The following is a 21,070-nucleotide window of genomic DNA, read 5'->3' as shown; positions in this document are numbered from 1 at the left end:
AGAAACCTTCTCTTTGAGCAGCAGCTTCCGGGTCATACCTGAGCGGCAGAAGCGCCATCTTACCCGGAAGAACTAAGAGTACCGCGCGCTTCATGGAAGCCCAGCTTCTCGGAGACCTCGCGTGAAGCACGGGTCAAGCTTGCGAGATAGTCATCCTGATTGCGAAGCCCGTCCTCGCGTGGCGCGACAAGACAAAGCGCTGCGATACACATGCCGTCAGCCCGATAGATGGGAGCGGCAAAGCAGTGGGTGAAGTTCTCCACGACACTATTGAAAGTGAAGTAACCGTCTCGGCTCGCCTTGCGCACCTGCGCAATAAACTCCTGAGGATCGAGCCGCTGCCCGTTCGGCAGCACAAAGTCCTCATCAGGAATGAAATCGATGATCTCCTGATCGGAAAGATGCGCCAGCAAGAGCCTACCAGACGCCGTCCAAGGAATTGAAACAAGCCCACCGACACTTGAGGAAATTCGGAATGGGCGTGACCCCTCGCGCATCATCGCTACGGTGTATTTATTTCCTTCAAGGAGGCACATCTGCGCAGTCTCTCGAGTTTCCTCGGCAAGACGCACCAGCATTTGATCGCACTCCCGCATCAGATCGAACTGTTCCGCATACACGGTGCCAAGGAAGTACAACTTGCGGCCAAGGAATACTCGTCCGTCTCCGCCCTCGTATTCCAACATTCCGTGACGTAGCAGCAAATTAACGAGTTCATAGACCGAAGAGCGCGGTGCCCCAATGCTGGATGCAATCTCATTCGGGCGCATGGGTCGGCGCGTTTGACGCAGGAACTCAAGGATTTCAAACGCGCGGTCCAGGCCACGGCTTCGTTTAGCTGCAATGTCTACGGCTTCAGGCATATGCGTCCTTCAAACAAACAAACCGAGGTCTTAGACCGCGTCAGAGAAATCAGCCGCGATCCGCGCGATAGGCGATGCAATCGACTTCGACTTTGCAATCGACCATCATGCGCGACTGAACACAAGCACGTGCCGGCGGATTCTCTCCGAAGTACTCCGCATAAACTCCGTTGAAGCTCCAGAAGTCGCGCGGGTCATCAAGCCACACGCCGATACGGACGACATCCTCCAGCCCATAGCCGGCTTCCCTCAGAATTGCGATCATGTTCTCAATGGCTTTACGACTTTCAGCGACGATGCCGCCCCCGACGATCTCACCCTTTTCCATAGCGACTTGGCCGGAAACATAGAGCCAGCCGTTCGCCTCGACCGCTCGTGCGAACGGCAAAGGCTGTTTACCGGCTCCAGATTCGCCAGCGCCATAACGCGTGATAGACATAACCACCTCACTTAATTCTAGTTGAAACTCGAAGTTTTCAGAAACTCCGCCAATCGCTCTGTTTTTGGCCGGACGAACATTTCCTTCGGATCACCTTCCTCGCAGATCACGCCTTGGTTCATGAAGATGACCCGCTTGGACACTTCGAAGGCAAACCGCATCTCGTGTGTGACGAGCAGCATGGTCATGCCATCAGCTGCCAGGCCCTTGATCACCTGCAGAACCTCCCCCACGAGTTCCGGATCGAGTGCCGACGTAACCTCATCGAACAGCATGAGACGCGGATTCATCGCAATGGCACGGGCGATCGCCACGCGTTGCTGCTGTCCACCCGAAAGCTGCCCAGGAAAGTGATCTGCGCGAGCACCGAGCCCAACGCGCTCCAGCCATTTTTCTGCAACGGCTCGCGCTTCCGCACGAGACATCTTCTTCACCTTGATGAGGCCGAGCATGACGTTGTTCGCTGCCGACATATGGGGGAAGAGGTTGAATTGCTGGAACGCCATGCCGGTTAGCGCACGCTGGCGTGCAATCTCCCTCTCGCTCCTGCGGCGACGCTGTGTGCCTGAGGTGGTGTAGCCTATCTCCTCACCATCAAGCCTAATCGTGCCGCCCTGGAATTCTTCCAGCATGTTGATGCAACGTAGCATCGTAGTCTTGCCAGAGCCGGACGACCCGATGATCGAGATCACCTCTCCCTCTTTGACCGTGGTGTCTACGCCCTTCAGGACTTCAACGGCACCATAGGCTTTGCGCAGTCCAGAGATCTCAAGAATTGTCTTTGCCATATGTCCAAATTCCTCAGATCGGCACGGCCGTCTTGCGCTCGACATGTTTGCCGAAGCGCTCGATGGCGAAGTTGACGACGAAATAGAGCAGGCCAGCAAAGAAATAGAACTGGAGGCTCATGAAGTTGCGGGAGATGATTTCCTGGGTCCGCAGCAGCAGTTCCGCCACACCAATCACCGAAAGCAGGGTTGAGGCCTTCACCATTTCTGCAGCGGTGTTGACCCAAGTCGGGAGGAACTGACGCAATGCTTGCGGCCAAAGAACACTCGTGAACGTCTGGGTAAAGGTGAGGCCGATCGCCATTGCTGCTTCCGTCTGGCCCTTTGGGATGGCCTGAAGTCCGCCACGAACAATCTCTCCCACATGTGACGAGCAGAAGATGGCGAGCGCCAATACTCCGGCCGAGAAAGGTCCGAGATCGAGCCCCACGGCTGACGAGACGTAGTAGCTTGCTAAAACTAATACGAGAACGGGCGTTCCCCGAACAATGTCCGTATACCCCCGAACTATCAGGCGCACCGGAAGTGGCCCATACGTCAGGGCCAAGCCCACAAAGATCCCCGCGAGTGAGCCGAAGATGATGGCCAGCAGCGAGATTGACACGGTGGTACCTAGGCCGCTCAGGATAACGTACCGGGCGATCCACAACTGATCGAGGAAAGCAAAGAAGTCCATCATGTTCTCACTTAGGAACAGCTAGGCGGCGCTCGGCCATGCGCATAAGTGCAGCAAGTGCGGTGCATGTCACCACGTAGAGGCCGGATGCAACGAGCCAGGTTTCAATGACGCGGAAACTCTCGACGTTGATCTTTCGGGCCTCAAATGTCAGTTCGGGCACTGCAATCGCAGCGGCAAGCGAAGTGTCCTTGAACAACGAGATGATCGTCGAGGAAAGCGACGGTAAGACGTTGCGAAACATTAGCGGCATTATGATCGTAGTGCGGATCTGCATCGGCGTCAGGCCTATCGCAAGTCCCGCTTCCGGAAGACCCTTCGGGATCGAGAGGAGCCCAGCACGAAACACTTCTGCGAGATAAGCGCCAGAATAGATCGCCAATACGGCGACGAAACTCTCAATCTTGCCGAGTCGCACGCCCATCTGCGGTAAGGCGAAGTAGGCAAATAGCACAAGTACAAGGATCGGCAGATTTCGGATGATGGTGACATAGCCGATAGCTGGCCACCGGGCAGCACGATAGGTGGAGGTCAGCGCGAATGCCACAACGAGCCCAATTATGACACCGATCACAATCGAGACGAAGGCAAGACCAAGGCTCAGCGCAAGGCCGGCCAAGAGTTGGTCGAAGTTGCGCCAGACCACGGCGAAGTTAAGCGTGTAACCCATGGGTGATCGTCGTCCGGAGAACATGGAGCGGGACTAAATATCCCGCTCCATTCACTAGCTACTTGTATTCGACCGGGAAGCCGATCTGCGGCGGGGTAAGGTCCTTGCCGAACCACTTCTTGTAGGACTCTGCATAGAAGTTGAACTCGACACCCGTCATGGCTTCGTGAAGCGCCGTGTTGACGAAATTCAACCAGTCCTGGTCACCGCGCTTCACGCCGCACGCGTAGGTCTGTGGGTTCCAGCCGTAGCCGGCGTCCCTGTAACGACCAGGGTTCTGGGTCATGTACCAGGCGAGCGAAGATTGGTCCGTCGCCGCGGCATCGGCACGACCCGACTCCAGGGCCTGATAAATCAGGTCAACAGAATCATATTGATCGACATTGGCCTCCGGCAGCGCCGCGTGAATCATATCCTCAGCATAGACGTTCTGAAGAACGGAGATCGTGACTGACGAACCGGCAGCTTTGAGAGCCTCATAGTCTGCGTACTGGCCGCCTTCCTTCAGCATCAGGCCTACGCCTTCCCGATAGTAGGGGATGGTGAAAGCCACTTGCTGCGCACGCTCCCCGGTAACGGTCATGAACTGGCAGGTCAGGTCGACCTTATCGGTAGTGATGTTCGGGATGCGAGCATCAGACGACTGATTGACGTATTCGATCTTGTCGGGGTCGCCGAATAGAGCCTTGGCGACGATGCGGCCCATATCTACGTCGAAGCCCTGCAACTTGTCGTCATCGCTCTTGAAATGCCAGGGGGCATTGGTGGAGCCCGTGCCAAGCACCAGATGGCCCCGAGCAAGGACCTCATCAAGTTTGCTTGTCTGTTGTGCCATTGCGGGCGCTGCCGCCAGGAAGGTGGTTGCCGTCAGCGCAAGCGCAGCGGTTTTCAAGGAATTAGTCATCGCGTTCCCCTTGTAACTATAGAACCCTTTTGCCCAATATACTGGACGGATGTCTGTATTATTGGATTTGTGCATTCAGTCGCAGGGAGTTCCGATTGTCAAGGGAGCCAGAAGGAATTCACAGAAGCAGTGAATTAGATCACTAGCCGAAAGCCCTCGCGCCCACGTCACGCAACGCTGGGTGTTTGCCTGATGATTTCAACCGGATATCATGCACATGGAAGCGAACTGCACGCACTCAGGATGGGTCTGGCCTGACGTATTTCTGAAATTTGCTAGCTTGAGGCGTCCTAGCTACATCCCGGGCCTTCAATCGCCGAGGAGTTGGCGATCTTCTGGCATATCGATGGAGATTACCACGTCCGCAGCCAAAGCGACCGGTGAGTCAGCCTAGGTCATCACGATTGACGGTATGGAGTTTTGCCGCAAAAGCTGCAGGCATTGAACAAGCCCGATATCACGTCCCGTAAAGGAAGATCCAAAGACGATCGTGCCGGGCTGCGCTGCCGCAGAGAGCATCAGGTTCATGTTGTGGTCGTTCGAGGCGTTGATGCGGCAGCCAAGGCGAAACAGCCGATTATGAAGCTCATGAGCGATCATCGCCGAATTGCCGCGGGCACCAAAGGCCTTTATGAAGTCAGGAACGCAGGAGCAAAATCAGCAATCGAAGCGTTCGAGCATCTTCTTGAGTTGCAAATTCTGTAGCTCAAGCTTTGCGGCCAACACGGCGCGCAGGGCCTGAATCTCGTGGTCGAGCGCTATTACTTCATCCAAGGAACTGGCTACCGACGACGCCCCCTCAGCAATGCCATCTCTCTTGCTTGAAGCAGAACGTCGGCCTCTCATTGAAGCACGACCAGCCTCAGTGGTATTGTGATGAACCGTGCGCCCACGACCTAGCAAGGCACCATCAAAATCGCGCGCTTCCTGACCGTCGCCATCGGGATTTTCACTTTGCGAGAGCAAGGGCGCACCGTCTAATGGCGTCTTACCTTGCGAGATTTCATCCGCTCCAGGAGCCTCCGCCGCCGCAGCTTGATCGACGGAGGCTGTTTCAAATAGAGTGTCAGCCTCGGTTAGAGACGGGCCGAGAAGGGTAGCCGACTTCCCTTCCTCGACTGAGTTAGACGAGCGCTTCGTCGACATCCATCGGCTTAGTACTTTCCAAGGAGATGCCATCTAACTAGCCCTGCCCATACTTACATTGCGATTGCGACGGCACGACGTTATGCGGCAGCTTGAAACGTGAAAGCAGGCAACTCAACCTATCGCATGAATGCAGAAGGACGAGTGAGCGTGCTGGTTCAATCCAGGTTAAGGCGCTTCCGGAGATCGGCATTCTCTGCCCGGAGCTTCTCAGCGAGCAATCGACGCAATCGTTGATTTTCTTGCTCTAGCTGCAGGAGATCAGCGATCTCGTCGATGGCAACGGCAGGGGTCAACTCCTTCTTTCGAGGGCCCCGCTTAAGCGGACGCTCAGTGACTTCATCCTTCTCTTCAGCGGACTTAGGCTTGCGTCCGCGGCGCTTCCTAACCGGCGGGGGCGCTACAGCCTCATCCGTCACTACCGATACCGGTGCATCAGCAACATTATCACTTTCTACGGCCATTACGATCTCCTCTGAAGGCAATACCTCTTTCGATTGCTTAAGCGATTGAGTCAATAATTGTTCGTCACTCGGTCTCAAAGATAATGATGTTTCAGAACCAGCTTTGTCATCTTTGATATCATTTAATGAACGCGCTGCTCCTTTTTCCTGCACATCTTGAGCAACTGACTTAAGATCAATATCACCCCAAATCGAACTTGATTTGATGCCGGCCTTCCGTCGCCCAGATTTATACTCGACGCTAAAATTGCGTTGGGGTCGTTTCATATAGAAGCCTTCACTGCCCGTAATTCGTGATGTGAGGTCCATTAAACCTTGGACGGTGGCTTCGACAAGCCCAACATACTGCGGGCATCGGTCTTAGCGCATTCCCGAGAACCTCCGTTGCAGCGCATGTAAGACAAGACGCCAACACCCCCCAAGAGCCTGCCCAGACATAGGTAAGCAGCAGACGGAGCTCCTTGAAATACGCGAGCTTGCCAACCGGGCGCTGAGATAGCGCAAGCTCATTTAGACAGCGTCAATTGCTAATCAAGGAGATGGGGATATGGAAGCTAGTCCCGATCTCCAGTCTGCTGCAATCTGTTTCATCGAAGAAATTCAGGATTGAAGGTCACCTTGCGGTTTCGCCGAAAGAATCTCGCGCTTACCAACGTGGTTAGGAGGCCCCACCAAACCTTCCTGCTCCATCCTTTCGACTAGAGACGCGGCACGGTTGTAGCCTATGGACAGCCGCCGTTGGATGTAAGAGGTCGAGCACTTATTGTCGCGTTGCACGATCTTCAACGCACGATCATAGAGCTCGTCAGTTCCGCCGTCCTCGGCCATATCCGTTTGGTCGAACACGACAGCATTCTCAGCCTCATCCGTCGCCGGATCAACCTCTTCTGTCACTCCACAAACGTAAGATGGCTGACCCTGTGCCTTTAGATGGGCAACTACCTTCTCGACCTCATAGTCAGAGACGAACGGCCCATGCACGCGGCTGATGCGGCCGCCACCTATCATGTGCAGCATGTCGCCTTGGCCGAGCAGATGTTCTGCGCCCTGTTCACCTAAGATCGTCCGACTGTCGATCTTGGAGGTGACTTGAAATGAAATCCGTGTCGGGAAGTTGGCTTTGATCGTCCCGGTAATGACGTCTACCGACGGGCGTTGGGTTGCCATGACAAGATGTATGCCTGCGGCTCGCGCCATTTGAGCAAGCCTTTGTATGGCACCCTCGATTTCCTTGCCAGCGACCATCATGAGGTCGGCCATCTCATCGACTATGACGACGATGTAGGGCAGTGCTGATAAGTCCAACTCCTGCTGCTCGAACACTTCCTGACCGGTACTCTTATCGAACCCTGAGGGGACGCTGACAAAAATCGTTTCGTTCTGGCTACGCGCCTCTGCCACGCGTTGATTAAAGCCATCGATGTTTCGCACCCCCAGGCGCGACATCTTGCGGTAACGCTCTTCCATCTCGCGGACAGCCCATTTGAGCGCAAGAACAGCCTTCTTAGAGTCGGTCACAACTGGAGTGAGCAGATGAGGAATTCCATCATAGACCGACAGCTCGAGCATTTTCGGGTCGATCATAATTAGACGGCACTCGTCGGGCCTGAGGTGGTATAGCAAAGACAGGATCATCGTGTTGATTGCAACCGACTTGCCGGACCCTGTAGTTCCCGCCACCAGAAGATGAGGCATCTTTGCAAGATCGGCGACGACCGGCTCTCCACCGATCGTCTTCCCTAGGCAAAGCGGCAGGCGCTGATCGGTGCCGATATAGCTCTCACTTTCGAATAGCTCTCTGAGGAAAACCGTCTCTCGCTGATGATTAGGAAGCTCAATCCCAATGACATTGCGCCCCGGCACGACTGCGACACGGGCTGATAAGGCAGACATGGAACGAGCAATGTCGTCCGACAAGTTGATAATGCGCGAGGATTTCACGCCGGGTGCAGGCGCAAACTCGTAAAGTGTCACGACTGGCCCCGGACGGACATCGATGATGTCGCCTTTGACACCGAAATCCTCCAAAACACTCTTAAGGAGACCTGCGCTCTTCTCAAGAGCCTCCTGGCTTACTTTGTCTACAGGCGTCGACCAGATAGGCTGCAGAAAATCGATTGACGGGAATAAGTAGTCGGATGTCACGGCGACAGCAGCTGCTGGTTTCGTGAGTCGCAGGCCGCTTACAGCGCCGGAAGAAGTCGAATTTAGTTCTCTGAGTTGGGCAGGATGAACGCTGGTTTGCGTTGCAGCGACAGAGTGTTCGGTTACACCGCGGGCAGGCGCGGTAGGTCGAAGTTCTACTTGTCGATAGTAAGCCAATGGAGAATCTGGGTGTGCCTGGATATCGTACAGCGAAGGGCGCACTTCAGTGGGCAACGCTGTCACTTCAGAATTATCAGCAGCCTGCACTTGCCGAGAGGTCGCAGCAACAGATTCTGACTTCGATGGCTCCGTAACGGGATCAGCCGCCTTTTGCCTACGAAGATGTCTAGGCTCCAGATCTGACGCACCCAGACTAAACATTTCCCATATCAGATGATCCGGTATTGGTAACGAGCGCCGCTCCGCTAGCCCTTCTCTACAGCCAACCTTTGAGGTCTCTGCAGGCTCCTGCACATGCGGACGCCCAGAGACCTCCTGGTCACCTCTCTGCGCGAAAGTGGAGATGACTCCAGCAGCTTGAGCGTGTGTAGCCGAAGTTCCATTGGGAACAGGAACGGGTTTTGCGTTCCCCTGAAACGCTACCTGCCGCGCGTTCGGCACCGTGGCGGCAATAGCCTGCTCGACGCGATCTTGCAGATCTTTCGCTGGCGACGGCCGCTGATCAGTTTCAGGCAGCTCGCTATCCAATCCTGTTCCGGATTGCAGATTTCGCAATTCTTGATCTTCCGGCCTAGCCCTTCCCGGAGTGCGAGTGAAACGCACATTTGGCTTGAGGACGAATGGGCGCTGCCAGCTTGGCAGCTGTGCCGGATCAAGGATAACAGCAGATTGCACCTCATTCGGCGACGTTCGTGTGTCACGCGGAGTCCGACCAGATGCTGGTGTGGCGGGACCGATGCAAGGATCCTGCGCGTCCTGATCTTTGGGTCTGTCGAGGAAGGAAATCCGGGGGTGCTCTTGCATGCTACTCGTGACCAAAAATGAGCTGTCGAACCACGAGGGTTAATAGAAAGAAAACCTTAACCAGGTGTTGCCGAGCCGTGCTGAAGGGCAGGACTGGTGGTGGGACTCCACACCTTCCGTGCACCAGAACAAGAACTATGCCGTCCCAAGACGACCCCGATTGCGCTGGAGGGATGCTTAAACGTCACAGGCGTCCAAGGATATGACGTTATGGCTAGCCCCCTCACACATCGACCTGAGCTGTAGCGCGGAGCGGTGTGTACCACGTCCGCGGATCGTGTCCCATGGAGTGGTGTAGCTGGATTTCATAGCCATCGGTGATTTCCGGTAGGGTCGGGTTGCTTATGACCAACCTGAGGGACACCACCGATGACCGACGACATGATGAACCTGCGCTCACTCGTTGAGAAGAGCGCCGACGCCGATTTGCTGCGCGAGATGATCGGCTTCGCTGCCGAGAAGCTGATGGCGCTGGAGGTCGGCACAAAGACGGGCGCGGGTTATGGCGAGAAGAATGGCTTCCGACTTGCCCAGCGCAACGGCTATCGCGACCGGGACTGGGAGACACGGGCGGGCACCGTCGAGCTGCGCATTCCAAAGCTTCGCACAGGCAGCTATTTCCCGAGCTTTCTCGAACCACGCCGCATGGCAGAGAAGGCCCTGACGGCGGTGATCCAAGAGGCCTATATCCAAGGCGTCTCGACCCGATCCGTCGATGACCTCGTTAAGGCCATGGGCATGTCGGGCATCTCCAAGAGCCAGGTATCCCGGCTCTGCGAGGAGATCGACGAGAAGGTGAAGGCCTTTCTCGACAGGCCCATCGAAGGGGAATGGCCCTACCTTTGGATCGATGCGACCTACCTCAAGGTCCGGCGCGGCGGGCGCATCGTCTCCGTTGCCGTCATCATCGCCGTCGGCGTCAACACCGACGGTCGACGCGAGGTGCTCGGTATGGAGATCGGCACATCCGAGGCCGAGGCGATCTGGACCGAGTTTCTTCGAAAGCTGACCAGGCGGGGTCTGCGTGGCGTCAAGCTCGTCGTCTCCGATGCCCATGAGGGCATCAAAGCCGCAGTATCGAAGGTACTTTCCGCCACCTGGCAGCGCTGCAGGGTTCACTTCATGCGCAACGCGCTGGCCCATGCTGGAAAGAGCGGACGCCGTGTTGTCTCCGCCTTCATCGCCACGGCCTTTGCCCAGGACACGTCAGAGGCTGCAAGTACCCAATGGCGTAACGTCGCCGACCAGATCAGGCCGAAGGTGCCCAAACTCGCCAGTCTCATGGACAGTGCCGAGCAAGACGTGCTCGCCTACATGACCTTTCCCAAGCAGCATTGGGCCAAGCTTCACAGCACCAATCCAATCGAACGCCTCAACGGCGAGATCAAGCGGCGCACCGAGGTCGTCGGCATCTTCCCCAACGACGACGCAATAGTCAGACTGGTCGGTGCCTTGCTCCTGGAGCAGAATGACGAATGGGCCGTTCAGCGGTCCCGCTACATGACACTGGAAACCATCGCAACAATGAGCGATGATCCGCTTATCAGCCTGCCAGCAGCAAGCTGACACTCATCCGGCCCTCGGGAATGAGCCGTGGTCGTCTAAGCTACACTACGTCCTGGGACACGATCCGTCCGCAACCGAGTTGTTTCCAGTTATCCTCCGGATACTGGGCAACTTTGACCTAAGAAGACTACCGTTCCCTAGGCAAGGCAGCTTGAGCAAGCTGTATAGGGTTGATCAACCAAGATGCTGTAAACCTATACCCCGCCTCCCGGCAAAGTCGCGGATCGTCGTACAGGAAGGACAGCCCGTGTTGAGCTGATCGCTCCGTAGTTGTTGTCCAGGTATCCTCCACCGTTACCGAAAGAACGCCGTCTCGTGCCTTTGGACGTTATCCTATTAGTCCTGTTTGGTGCCTGCTTGCATGCTGCTTGGAATGCCTTGATAAAGAGCGGCCAAGACAAAAGCCTTGATGCGGCTCTTGTCGCGGTCGGCGCGGCGGTTCTTTCACTACCGCTCCTCCCGTTAGTACCGCTGCCCGAGCCGCAGGCTTGGCCGCTGATCATGGCGTCAGCTGTCCTTCAGTTCGCGTATTTTAGACTGATAGCTGCTGCGTACAGGGTTGCCGATGTCGCACTGGTCTATCCCATCATGCGGGGTTGCGCACCTTTGCTGGTTGCCGCGACGAGTGGATTCTTCCTAAAGGAACACCTTTCCTCTGCCACTATGGCTGCGATCGCAACAATCTCGGTGGGCATCCTGATCTTGGTGCTTGATCGTCGCGGTCGACCTGGAGGGGGTGTCTTTTTTGCGCTCACAAACTCCTGCGTCATCGCCGCTTACACTTTCGTAGACGGCGCTGGAGCAAGGCTCTCTGGGAACTCGATCTCTTACACACTCTGGATGTCGATCCTACCTGCCTCGATGCTTCTAGGGTGGGCATGGTGGAGCCGCGGCAATGCTGTCGTGTTCAGTTACATCCGCAAGCAGTGGTGGAAGGGATTGCTGGGAGGTGGGTGTTCCTTGGCTTCTTACGGCCTAGCGTTATGGGCGATGACTCGAGCGCCGGTAGCGACCGTTGCTGCGCTCCGCGAAACGTCCATTGTGTTCGCGTTTCTGATTTCGGTCCTCATATTGAAAGAGCCAGCAAGCCTGTTCCGCCTCCTCGCAGTCTGCATAATAGCCATCGGAGCCTTCAACCTGCGGTGACTTATACCGAGTGCGTCAAAGTAGTGGACGACAGAAATCCGATCTGACAACCCGGCATGCTCCCAACCTTTGTCATCGTTGCAACATCGTCTGCAGAACAATGAGAAAAGCGATTACAGATCGATGGGCGCGTGGCGAAGCGTGCACGTGACGTGGAAGTGCCGAAGCGAGGTTGTTGGACACCGTAGGAGTTGGTTGGCGATGCCGCGCTCAGCTCTATAGACACGTCACTGGCTAGGAGGCATCGTGGATATCATTGCTGTGCTTCAACTGTAATTGGGGGAAGAGAGTGCTCAAGCGCAGAAAAAATCCTTGTGGAGGTTGGCTGTGGTTTTTAGCCATCATCTTTTCACTTTCTCCCATCGAACTTCGAGCAGCAAACCTATCCATCATCACTTCTTATCCTCCATCCTTTTATGAGCCCTTCCAAAAAGCGTTCGAGAAATCTAACGCGGATGTTAGTGTCACGATCATCCAACGCAATACCGGCAGTGCGACTCGCTTCATACTTGGAAAGCCGGAGCCGGCAGCTGATCTTTTCTGGGCGTCTGCGACGGATGCTTTCGAACTGTTAAAACAGAAAGGCGCTCTCAGCACGGTTCAGCCAAGGGAGACAAATGCGCCCGCTCGAATCCTTGGCTACCCTGTCAATGATCCCGATGGCTTCTACCTTGGTTTCGCACTTTCCAGTTACGGGCTCGTCTACAATCCAGCCTACCTTGCACAGTATGATCTGCCGGTCCCGCAGAGCTGGCAGGATCTTCTAAAGCCGGTTTATGCTGGCCACATAGGGATTACTTCGCCCTCCCGCTCAGGCACCACACATCTCATCGTGGAGGCGTTGCTGCAGACCTACGGCTGGGATCGCGGATGGGCTTTGCTGTCGGAACTCGGCGGCAACCTGTCAACAGTGACGGCTCGAAGCTTCGGGGTTGCCTCCGGAGTTGCCCAGCGTCGCTTCGGGATCGGTGTCACGATTGATTTCCTTGCTACGGCACCCGACGTGTCCGGAGCAGAGAATGTGTTTGTGCTTACGCCCGATCCCATTTATGTGCCTGCCAGTATTGCTATCCTCTCCCAAGCCAAGAATCGTAATGTGGCCGAGCGATTTATCGACTTTCTCTTCTCCAGAGAGGGACAGAGCATACTCCTCCTACCCAATATTGCGCGAATCCCCGTCCTCCCCGAGCTAAACGCTCATCTCCTGCCGCGCCCAGATAGCGGAGGATTGCTGGCTGCACATGGACTTGATGCGCCGCTTTCTGCGCGACGCTACGGTATCGTCAACCTCCTGTTCGACGATTACATCGTGCGCCGCCGTGCCTCGCTCGCCCGACTATGGTCGCGCCTTCGAGAGCTTGAACGCGTGCTCCTAGATGACCCAGCTCAGTTTAAAGTGCTGGCGGAAGCGCGCCGGCTTCTCGGCAAACCTCCGATTTCCGAGGAAGCTCTTCAAGATCTGGCTGACGAACTGGCGGGCGAATGGCCGAGAAGTATAGCGCGTACCCCTCAACAGCAGGCTCTAGCGCGGGAAATTCGTGCAGAAATCGAGCAAAATCTAACACGTGCTGAGGGTCTGCTGAGATCAGTCTCGACCGCGTCCGAGCAGCGATGATAGAAGCCGCCGGGATGACGATCTGCAGCGGTACAACATCCAGAAACACGAAGCGCTGGCGTTTTGGCATCGGCACACGCCTCGGTGCAGCATTCGTTGCCATTGTGGGCCTTGCGGTCGGCGCAAGCTTGGTCGGTTGGTTTTCTTACCGAGAACTGTCGGGAGAGCTGTCCCGAATTGTCGAGGTTCAGATGCCTCAACTCGCCTTCGCTACGCGTCTTTCGAAGGCTGGTGCGGATATAGGTTCAGTGACTGCGGCGCTGACAGGTGCCGAGACGCGGGCAGAATATGACGAGACGCGTCAGGTCTACGCTGAGCGTCTTTCGGCCTTGCAGGCGCTCCTTGAGGATAGCGAGCAGATGGAGTCTGTCCAAGCCTTGCTACCGCTTGCTTCCGCGATTAACGAGAATTTAGCGCTGATCGACATCGCCGCAGGGAAGCGGTTTACGCTTGCGGAGGCCATGCGCGCCGACCTGGATGAACTGCGCTGGGTGCAAGCCGACCTCATTGAGGAAGCTGACCCGCTCGTCGACGACATCCGCTTCAACGTTGAAGCAGAGATCCGTAACGGTCGTAGCACAGGTGCACTCGGCGAACAGCAACGAAGCGAGGCATTACTGACCTTAGTGTCGCAGGCCAACCTAGCGACCGGGTTGCTCGCCCGGCTCGCCAGTAGTTCCACGGCGGAGGAGGTTCAGGAAGCAAACGCGTTCCTCGGCGACAGCGCTGACGAACTTGCGGCTCGCCTCACTATGCTGGAGGGCTGGCCGGATAGCCTGACCGTCCGGCAGCTGGCAAGGCGCATCTTACAACAGTCGGATGCAGCGACGGGCACACCCAACAGAAAACGCTTTGAGATGCGTGAGGCGGCTCGGCTCGGACACCTCGCGAAGGAAAATGGGAAACTTGTCGCGGAGCTTGGACAGCGTATTGAGGCCGAGGTAGTTGCAATCGAGGCTAGTGCTGAGGAGGCGGCACGACGGGCCGCGGCAGCTATTGACCTCGGTAGGAAGTTGCTTGCAGGTATCGCAGTGCTCGCCGTTGTTCTCGCGCTCGTTATTGGCATCTTCTACGTCCATCGCAGCCTTCTTTCGCGCATAAACCAACTAGCTCATGCGGCGACGGCGATCAGCGAAGGCAATGCTGCGGCCGCCATTCCCGCCGGCGGCGATGATGAACTTGCCGACCTTGCCCGCGCTCTAGTTCTTTTCCGACAGACGCGGGACGAACTGGTCCAGTCGGCCAAGCTTGCTGCCTTAGGACAAATGGCTGCTGGCATCGGTCATGAACTAAACCAGCCGCTCGCGGCTATCCGGGCCCATATCCACAGTGGCTCGACGCACATCGCTCGCGGGAAGAGCGAACAGGCGCTGCACAACTTTGAGAAAATCCGAGCTCTTACAGCTCGTATGGCCAGTCAGATCAGTCATATTCGCCGCTTCGCCCGCCGTCCGGATTCTAAGCTTCATCCAGTTGACCTTGCTATAGTGGTACGAGAGGCCCTCAGCCTGCTGGAGCACCGTTTTGAGGATGAGGGCGTGACGCTGCAGCTCGACATTCCGCGGGAGGCACCCGCGGTTATGGCCGAACCGGTCCGGTTGGAGCAGGTAGTCGTTAATCTGGTTGCGAATGCGCTCGATGCGGTCGCCGAACGCCGGGAGAAAGTGGTCACAATAGCCGCGGCGCGGGGGAAAGATGGGGTGACAGTGCATATCACCGATTCAGGCCCAGGTATTGATGCAGCACCACCTGAGGCAGTGTTCGATCCCTTCTTCACCACGAAGCCGGCTGGAGCAGGGCTTGGGCTTGGCCTTTCGATCTCTTACAACATCATCAAGGATTTCGGAGGAAGTATCGCAGTGCTTAAGACTGGCCCAGCGGGGACAACATTCGTTATCTCACTGAAGGGTGCAGAATGACGACGGCTCCCAATATCATCCTAATCGATGATGACGCCAATGTGCTTGACGCCTGTCGCGAGGTTTTGGAACTCGAAGGATTCAACGTGGCCGCTTACGCGTCCGTGGCGGCCTGTCTTCCGGGTCTAAGCGCGGAAAGTGAAGCTGTTATTGTCTCGGATGTTCGGATGCCTCGACAAGATGGCTTTGACCTTCTTGCCGCAGTACGGGAGATCGATCGGGAAATTCCAATTGTGCTTATGTCAGGCCATGGTGATATTCCCATGGCCTTGCGGGCAATGCGCGACGGGGCGTGGGATTTCCTGGAGAAGCCTGCCGATCCGGTACATCTTATCGAGACGGTTCGCCGCGCGCTGGAGCACCGACGCCTGCTTGTTGAAAACCGTCGTCTCAGACTTTCGATTGTTGCTGATGGCTGGGACGCACGACTGATCGGTCATTCGGCACCGATGATCGCACTCCGCGAGCGCCTGAAGCGCATCGCCGGCGCGGTGACGGATATTCTAATCCTGGGCGAGACGGGCACCGGAAAGGAGGTGACGGCGCGGGCGCTGCACGACTTCAGCGGCCGCAAGGGGCGCTTCGTGCCCGTCAATTGTGGGGCAATGCCCGAAACAATGCTGGAATCGGAGCTATTCGGCCATGAAGCCGGCGCTTTCACCGGGGCAAAGGATCGACGCGTTGGCAAAATTGAGTACGCAAGCGGAGGGACGCTCTTTCTGGACGAGATCGAATCCATGCCTATGGCCGCCCAGGTGCGCCTTTTACGCGTATTGCAGGAGCGCGTGATCGAGCGACTTGGGTCAAACGATGAAGTGCCTGTCGACCTTCAGGTTGTCGCCGCGACCAAGGCCGATCTTCACCAGCTTGCGAAGCAGAACCGGTTCCGGGAAGACCTTGCCTACCGTCTTGACCTCGTTCGAGTGGAGCTCCCGCCGCTGGCGGCACGCAGAGGCGACGTCTCCTTGCTGTTTCGCCACTTTCTCGACCTGGCATCACGCCGACAGGGGCGTGCTTCACCGAATGTCGCGGCGACGTTCTTGGTCGACCTTGAAGGCCGTAGCTGGCCAGGCAATGTCCGCGAGCTGCGTAACGTCGCGGAACGCTATGTTTTGGGGCTTGAGGATCCGCCCTGCAGCTCCGGCGGCAATACTGTTGAAACCCTTGAGGCACGCATGGATCGAGTGGAGCGGGCAATTCTTCTCGACAGTCTTGCAGAATATGATGGCCGCATTGGTGCCACGGCAGATGCTCTCGGCATCTCCAGAAAAACACTGTATCTCAAGATGCGAAAGTACGGTCTCGGGGGAGCCGATGACGAGGCTTGACGTTACCTTCTTGCCCCTCTGAATTCCCGTCACTGTTACCGTTATTTCCCATCGGCATCCTGACAACCCTCATTTCCCGGGATTTTGCATCTGGCACAGAGCTTGCTGTTCTCTTGATGGCCGTCGACTGACCGGCGGTGCCTATTGGGAGGAAATCACATGCTCAAGACCATTGCTACGGCGATGCTAATCTCGGCTGCCGTTGTTTCAAACGCGTATTCACAAGAAGGCGGCAAGGTAACCGTCGTCACGTCCTTCTCGAAGGATGTCACCGATCCTTTCAAAGCAAGTTTCGAGGCGGCGAACCCGGGTTACACGCTAGATGTCCAGAACAAGAGCACCAGCTCTGGCGTCAAGTTCGTCGACGAGACCAAGGGCAATAATCAGGTGGACCTCTTCTGGGCCTCCGCACCGGACGCATTCGAAAACCTGAAGAGCCGTAACCTTCTTCAGCAATTTACCCCCTCTGTTAAGGGCTTGCCTGAAAAAGTTGGCTCCTATCCGGTCAACGATCCTGATGGGTACTACTTTGGATTTGCAGCATCCGGCTACGGCATCATGTCGAACGACCGCTACCTCGAAGCGGCGGGTCTCGCCCCGCCGACAGAATGGAGCGATCTGCTAAAGCCAGAATATCACGATCATATCGCGATTGCCGCCCCGTCCCGCTCCGGCACCACGCACCTGACCATCGAGACCATCCTCCAGGGTGAAGGATGGGAGAAGGGCTGGGCAACACTAACCGGTATTGGCGGCAATCTCCAGCAGGTGACTGAGCGCTCCTTCGGCGTGCCGGATGCAGTGAATTCCGGCCAGACTGGCATCGGCATCGTCATCGACTTCTTTGCCTTCTCCGCGCAAGCGAGCGGATTTCCGGTCTCCTTCAGCTATCCGTCCGTAACCACGGTCGTCCCGGCCAATATTGGTATCATCGCCAATGCGCCGAACCAAAAAGGAGCGGAGGTTTTCGTGAACTACCTCCTGTCTGAGAAGGGGCAAGCCGTTCTTCTCGAGCCAGCGATCCGCCGGTTGCCGATCAACCCTGCACTCTATGCGAAGGCTCCGGAAGGTTTCCCGAACCCCTTTGAAGATCCTCGGTTCCAGTCGATGATCACTTTCGATTCAGACGTCTCAAAGAAGCGAACGGACGTGGTCGATGCTCTGTTCGACCAGCTCATCACCTTCCAGCTTGACAATCTGAAGGAAGCTACGAAGGCAATTCAAACGGCCGAGGAGGCGCTGGCAGGCAAAGACCAGGCCGACGCCCGTGTACTGATTGAAGAAGCCCATGCTCTGCTGTCGAAGATGCCGGTCACAGGAGAGCAAGCCGAGAGTGACGAACTCCGGGCGGCCTTCACGGGCGGCGAGGACAAAACTGCCCGTCAGGCTGAGCTTGAGCAGCAATGGGCAGCGTTCGCGAGCGAGAAATACGCTGCCGCCAAGGCGAAGGCCGAACAGGCGCTTGACCTGATCAACTGATGCTCGACGGGAGGCCGTTCTACACAGCGGTCTCCCAGCCCGTATCTGTTCCCTGGCGGCATACGCTGCCGGGTCGGTCGACCTCATTCCGGAGACTGCCACCATGGCCTTCGCATTGTCATCTCTTTCTGCCCGGCGCATTTCTGCGACCCCCGGTCAAGTTCTGGCGGTGACGCTGATCACGCTGTTTCTAGCGATCTTCCTTGTCATACCCGCTGGCACCGTCATCTACACAGCCTTTACGGAGAAAGGCACGGGCTCCCTGACCGTGGTGAACTTCGTTGACTTCTTCAATACCGACCTTTTCCGCCGAGCGTTCGTCAACTCTGTCTATGTATCGGCCATGTCGGTTGTCTGGGCGACGGTAATCGCTCTTCCACTTGCCGTTCTAACGACGCGGTTCGACTTTCGTGGCTCTCTGATTATCCAGACGCTCGGTTTCGTGCCGCTCATCATGCCTCCCTTTGTCGGTGCAGTGGCTATGCAGCTTCTGTTCGGCCGGAATGGTACAGTCAATCTCCTACTCAATGACTGGTTCGGATTTCGCATTCCCTTCATGGAGGGGTTGAACGGCGTTATCTTTGTGCAGTCGCTGCACTACTTCCCCTTCATCCTCATCAATCTGTCCACCAGCCTTCGCAACATCGATCGGTCGATGGAGGAGGCTGCGCAGAACCTTGGGTCCTCGGGCCTACGGCTCTTCCGCCGCATTGTCTTCCCACTCGCCATGCCGGGTTATCTTGCAGGCGCGTCGCTTGTGTTCGTCAAAGTCTTCGACGATCTCGCAACGCCACTTCTGCTTAACGTCAAAGACATGCTTGCACCGCAGGCCTATCTCCGGGTCACCTCGGTGGGTCTGACGGATCCGATGGGCTATGTAATTTCAGTCATCCTGATCGTCGTCTCCATCTTTGCGATGTGGCTTTCAGCTGTGGCGATGCGCGGTAAGGACTATTCGACGACACAACGTGGCGGCGGTGGCCTGTCTCGACGTAAGCTTGGGTTTGGCGAGAGTGTCATCGCCTATGGCATCGTCGGCGTGATCCTGCTCCTCGTTCTGTCTCCGCACATCGGTCTCCTGCTGCTCTCGTTTGCGACGGTCTGGTCCTTCAGTCCAATGCCAGACGCCTTCACGGTGGCGCACTACGGTCGCGTGTTTGGGGAGAGCTCGATCTACATCAAGAATACGCTCATCTACGCCAGCCTAGCCGGTCTCATCGATGTGATCGTGGGCGGTGCAATTGCTTATCTCGTGCTGCGTACCAAGATTGTCGGCCGCCGCTGGCTGGACTGGGCTGCGACTTCGGCACTCGCGATTCCCGGTGTCGTACTCGGTATCGGTTATCTGCGAACTTTCTACGGGGTCTCCCTGCCGGACGGTACCCCGCTAGCCACCCTTTGGGTGATGGTCGTCCTCGCACTTGCCATCCGTCGCCTGCCTTATGCATTGCGTGCCTGCTATGCCGCCTTGCAGCAGGTTTCGGAATCGCTGGAAGAGGCTGCAGAGAACCTGGGCGCTACAAAACAGCGTACTATCCGACGCATTGTGCTTCCGCTGATGACTGGTGGGCTTCTCGCCGGTTTCGTGACGAGCTTCGCAACAGCTGCCGTGGAGCTTTCGGCGACGTTGATGCTCATACAGAGCAATTCTGACGCGCCACTCGCTTATGGCCTCTACGTCTTCATGCAGTCGCCGGCAGGTCGCGGACCGGGGGCCGCGCTCGGCGTAATTGCCGTGGTCATGGTCGCGCTCTGCACGCTGTTATCGCACTACGTCATTGAGCGCCGTCAAAAGGCGCTGGGCATGAACAAGTAATCCGGGAGGAACAACATGACTATAAATATGGACAGGAATGCCCTCGCGGGCAGCCCCGCAAAGGCGATCAGCATAAGGGATGTGAACCTATATTACGGTTCGCTGCATGTGCTGAAGGATATCGATCTCGAGATTCAGCCTGGCGAATTCTTCGCATTCCTTGGCCCGTCGGGGTGCGGGAAGACAACTCTGTTGCGCCTTATCGCAGGCTTCAATCAAGCTCAGAGCGGCTCGGTCTCAGTTGGAGACAAGGATGTGCTCGATATGCCGCCGTGGAAGCGGGACATAGGCATGGTGTTCCAGTCGTATGCGCTCTGGCCGCACATGACGGTGGCGCGTAATGTTGCCTTCGGACTCGAAGAACGACGGCTCCCGCGGGCGGAGGTGGAGAAGCGAGTCGCGGCCGCACTTTCGCTCGTTGGGCTGTCGCATCTCGCTGATCGCCGCCCCTCTCAGCTTTCCGGTGGACAGCAGCAGCGTGTGGCCCTCGCGCGCACAATTGCGATTGAGCCGAAGGTGCTGCTTCTCGACGAACCGTTGTCTAATCTCGATGCCAAGATGCGTGTCGAGGTGCGGCGCGAACTGCGCGAACTCCAGCAACGACTGAAGCTGACAACGATCTTTGTTACGCATGATCAGGAGGAAGCGAACACAGTTTGCGACCGCATCGCCGTATTCAACGAAGGTCGGATCCTCCAGGTTGGATCGCCGATGGAACTGTACGAGAAGCCAGCAAGCCTCTTTGTGGCAAATTTCCTCGGTACCGCCAACTTCCTTGAAGGTGAGGTAATCGACGGCGGATTATCGCAGGCATTTTCAGTCGATGGTGGTGGCATCATTCCAATCCCTTCTGGTGTGAAGGTTCCGAAGGGGGCAAAGCTGGTTTTCAGGCCCCAGTATGCGACCATCGGGCGCGTCGAAAGCGACGCCGTGTCTCTGAAGGGTACCATCATTCACCGAGAATTCCTCGGTGCGACCGTTCGCTACGGTGTAGAAGTTGGCAAGACAAGAGTGCTTGTCGATGCGCCGTTTCATTCGGGCGACGGGCTACTCTCCACCGGCAGCGAAACCACGCTTGGAATAAGACCGGCGTCTGTGACCTGGCTTAACAATTAACGACCT

At 56.7% G+C, this 21,070-nt stretch carries 18 protein-coding genes; 8 read left to right on the top strand and 10 right to left on the bottom strand.

What is annotated here, in order from left to right:
• Positions 1 to 59 precede the first annotated feature (59 nt).
• The 10 genes from ACEPP2_RS18570 to ACEPP2_RS18525 all read right to left on the bottom strand — a co-directional run bounded on the left by ACEPP2_RS18570 (position 60) and on the right by ACEPP2_RS18525 (position 8,803).
• On the bottom strand, positions 60 to 863 hold the full coding sequence (locus tag ACEPP2_RS18570; protein ID WP_395517503.1) for an IclR family transcriptional regulator: 804 nt from the start codon (positions 861 to 863) through the stop codon (positions 60 to 62).
• Positions 864 to 912: 49 nt separating this feature from the next.
• Positions 913 to 1,302, bottom strand: coding sequence for a RidA family protein (locus tag ACEPP2_RS18565; protein ID WP_395517502.1), 390 nt, complete (start codon positions 1,300 to 1,302; stop codon positions 913 to 915).
• A 17-nt stretch (positions 1,303 to 1,319) separates the two neighbouring features.
• On the bottom strand, positions 1,320 to 2,090 hold the full coding sequence (locus ACEPP2_RS18560; protein ID WP_395517501.1) for an amino acid ABC transporter ATP-binding protein: 771 nt from the start codon (positions 2,088 to 2,090) through the stop codon (positions 1,320 to 1,322).
• A 13-nt stretch (positions 2,091 to 2,103) separates the two neighbouring features.
• Complete coding sequence (locus ACEPP2_RS18555) at positions 2,104 to 2,769, bottom strand: amino acid ABC transporter permease (RefSeq protein ID WP_395517500.1); 666 nt, start codon at positions 2,767 to 2,769, stop codon at positions 2,104 to 2,106.
• Positions 2,770 to 2,773: 4 nt separating this feature from the next.
• On the bottom strand, positions 2,774 to 3,436 hold the full coding sequence (locus ACEPP2_RS18550; protein WP_395517499.1) for an amino acid ABC transporter permease: 663 nt from the start codon (positions 3,434 to 3,436) through the stop codon (positions 2,774 to 2,776).
• A 58-nt stretch (positions 3,437 to 3,494) separates the two neighbouring features.
• Positions 3,495 to 4,340, bottom strand: coding sequence for a transporter substrate-binding domain-containing protein (locus ACEPP2_RS18545; protein ID WP_395517498.1), 846 nt, complete (start codon positions 4,338 to 4,340; stop codon positions 3,495 to 3,497).
• Between the two features lie 390 nt (positions 4,341 to 4,730).
• Positions 4,731 to 4,940, bottom strand: coding sequence for a phosphoheptose isomerase family protein (locus tag ACEPP2_RS18540; protein ID WP_395517497.1), 210 nt, complete (start codon positions 4,938 to 4,940; stop codon positions 4,731 to 4,733).
• A gap of 57 nt (positions 4,941 to 4,997) precedes the next feature.
• Entirely contained in the window at positions 4,998 to 5,486 is a 489-nt protein-coding gene (locus ACEPP2_RS18535; protein WP_395517496.1) for a hypothetical protein, read from the bottom strand.
• A gap of 158 nt (positions 5,487 to 5,644) precedes the next feature.
• The gene (locus ACEPP2_RS18530) at positions 5,645 to 6,217 is read right to left on the bottom strand and encodes a transcriptional regulator (RefSeq protein ID WP_395517495.1); all 573 of its coding nucleotides are present in this window, start codon (positions 6,215 to 6,217) and stop codon (positions 5,645 to 5,647) included.
• Between the two features lie 333 nt (positions 6,218 to 6,550).
• Positions 6,551 to 8,803, bottom strand: a complete 2,253-nt coding sequence (locus ACEPP2_RS18525) for a DNA translocase FtsK (protein WP_395517494.1) — start codon at positions 8,801 to 8,803, stop codon at positions 6,551 to 6,553.
• Between the two features lie 645 nt (positions 8,804 to 9,448).
• Between ACEPP2_RS18525 and ACEPP2_RS18520 the strand changes: the two genes are divergently transcribed.
• From ACEPP2_RS18520 to ACEPP2_RS18485, 8 genes are all read left to right on the top strand, one after another.
• Positions 9,449 to 10,645, top strand: a complete 1,197-nt coding sequence (locus tag ACEPP2_RS18520; RefSeq protein ID WP_092938864.1) for an IS256 family transposase — start codon at positions 9,449 to 9,451, stop codon at positions 10,643 to 10,645.
• A 315-nt stretch (positions 10,646 to 10,960) separates the two neighbouring features.
• Positions 10,961 to 11,791, top strand: coding sequence for an EamA family transporter (locus ACEPP2_RS18515; protein ID WP_395517493.1), 831 nt, complete (start codon positions 10,961 to 10,963; stop codon positions 11,789 to 11,791).
• 289 nt (positions 11,792 to 12,080) lie between these two features.
• Entirely contained in the window at positions 12,081 to 13,406 is a 1,326-nt protein-coding gene (locus tag ACEPP2_RS18510; protein WP_395517492.1) for an ABC transporter substrate-binding protein, read from the top strand.
• Positions 13,403 to 15,325: an ATP-binding protein gene (locus ACEPP2_RS18505; RefSeq protein ID WP_395517491.1), complete on the top strand. Its 1,923-nt coding sequence runs from the start codon at positions 13,403 to 13,405 to the stop codon at positions 15,323 to 15,325. The genes ACEPP2_RS18510 and ACEPP2_RS18505 overlap by 4 nt, the downstream gene beginning before the upstream one ends.
• A complete protein-coding gene (locus tag ACEPP2_RS18500; protein ID WP_395517490.1) occupies positions 15,322 to 16,653 on the top strand; it encodes a sigma-54-dependent transcriptional regulator in 1,332 nt (443 codons plus the stop codon). Before ACEPP2_RS18505 ends, ACEPP2_RS18500 begins: the two co-directional genes overlap by 4 nt.
• A 159-nt stretch (positions 16,654 to 16,812) precedes the next feature.
• On the top strand, positions 16,813 to 18,132 hold the full coding sequence (locus ACEPP2_RS18495) for an ABC transporter substrate-binding protein (RefSeq protein ID WP_395517489.1): 1,320 nt from the start codon (positions 16,813 to 16,815) through the stop codon (positions 18,130 to 18,132).
• A 103-nt stretch (positions 18,133 to 18,235) separates the two neighbouring features.
• The gene (locus tag ACEPP2_RS18490) at positions 18,236 to 19,948 is read left to right on the top strand and encodes an ABC transporter permease (RefSeq protein WP_395517488.1); all 1,713 of its coding nucleotides are present in this window, start codon (positions 18,236 to 18,238) and stop codon (positions 19,946 to 19,948) included.
• A 27-nt stretch (positions 19,949 to 19,975) separates the two neighbouring features.
• Positions 19,976 to 21,064 carry an ABC transporter ATP-binding protein gene (locus ACEPP2_RS18485; protein ID WP_395517487.1) on the top strand — a complete coding sequence of 363 codons (1,089 nt, stop codon included), beginning with the start codon at positions 19,976 to 19,978 and terminating at the stop codon, positions 21,062 to 21,064.
• The last annotated feature ends 6 nt before the right edge of the window (positions 21,065 to 21,070 follow it).

Origin of the sequence: Pseudorhizobium flavum (assembly GCF_044142885.1) — a bacterium.
GTDB classification, from domain to species: Bacteria; Pseudomonadota; Alphaproteobacteria; order Rhizobiales; family Rhizobiaceae; genus Neorhizobium; species Neorhizobium flavum.
Note: the sequence above shows the minus strand (reverse complement) of the source record. Positions and strands in the feature narration are given on the sequence as shown.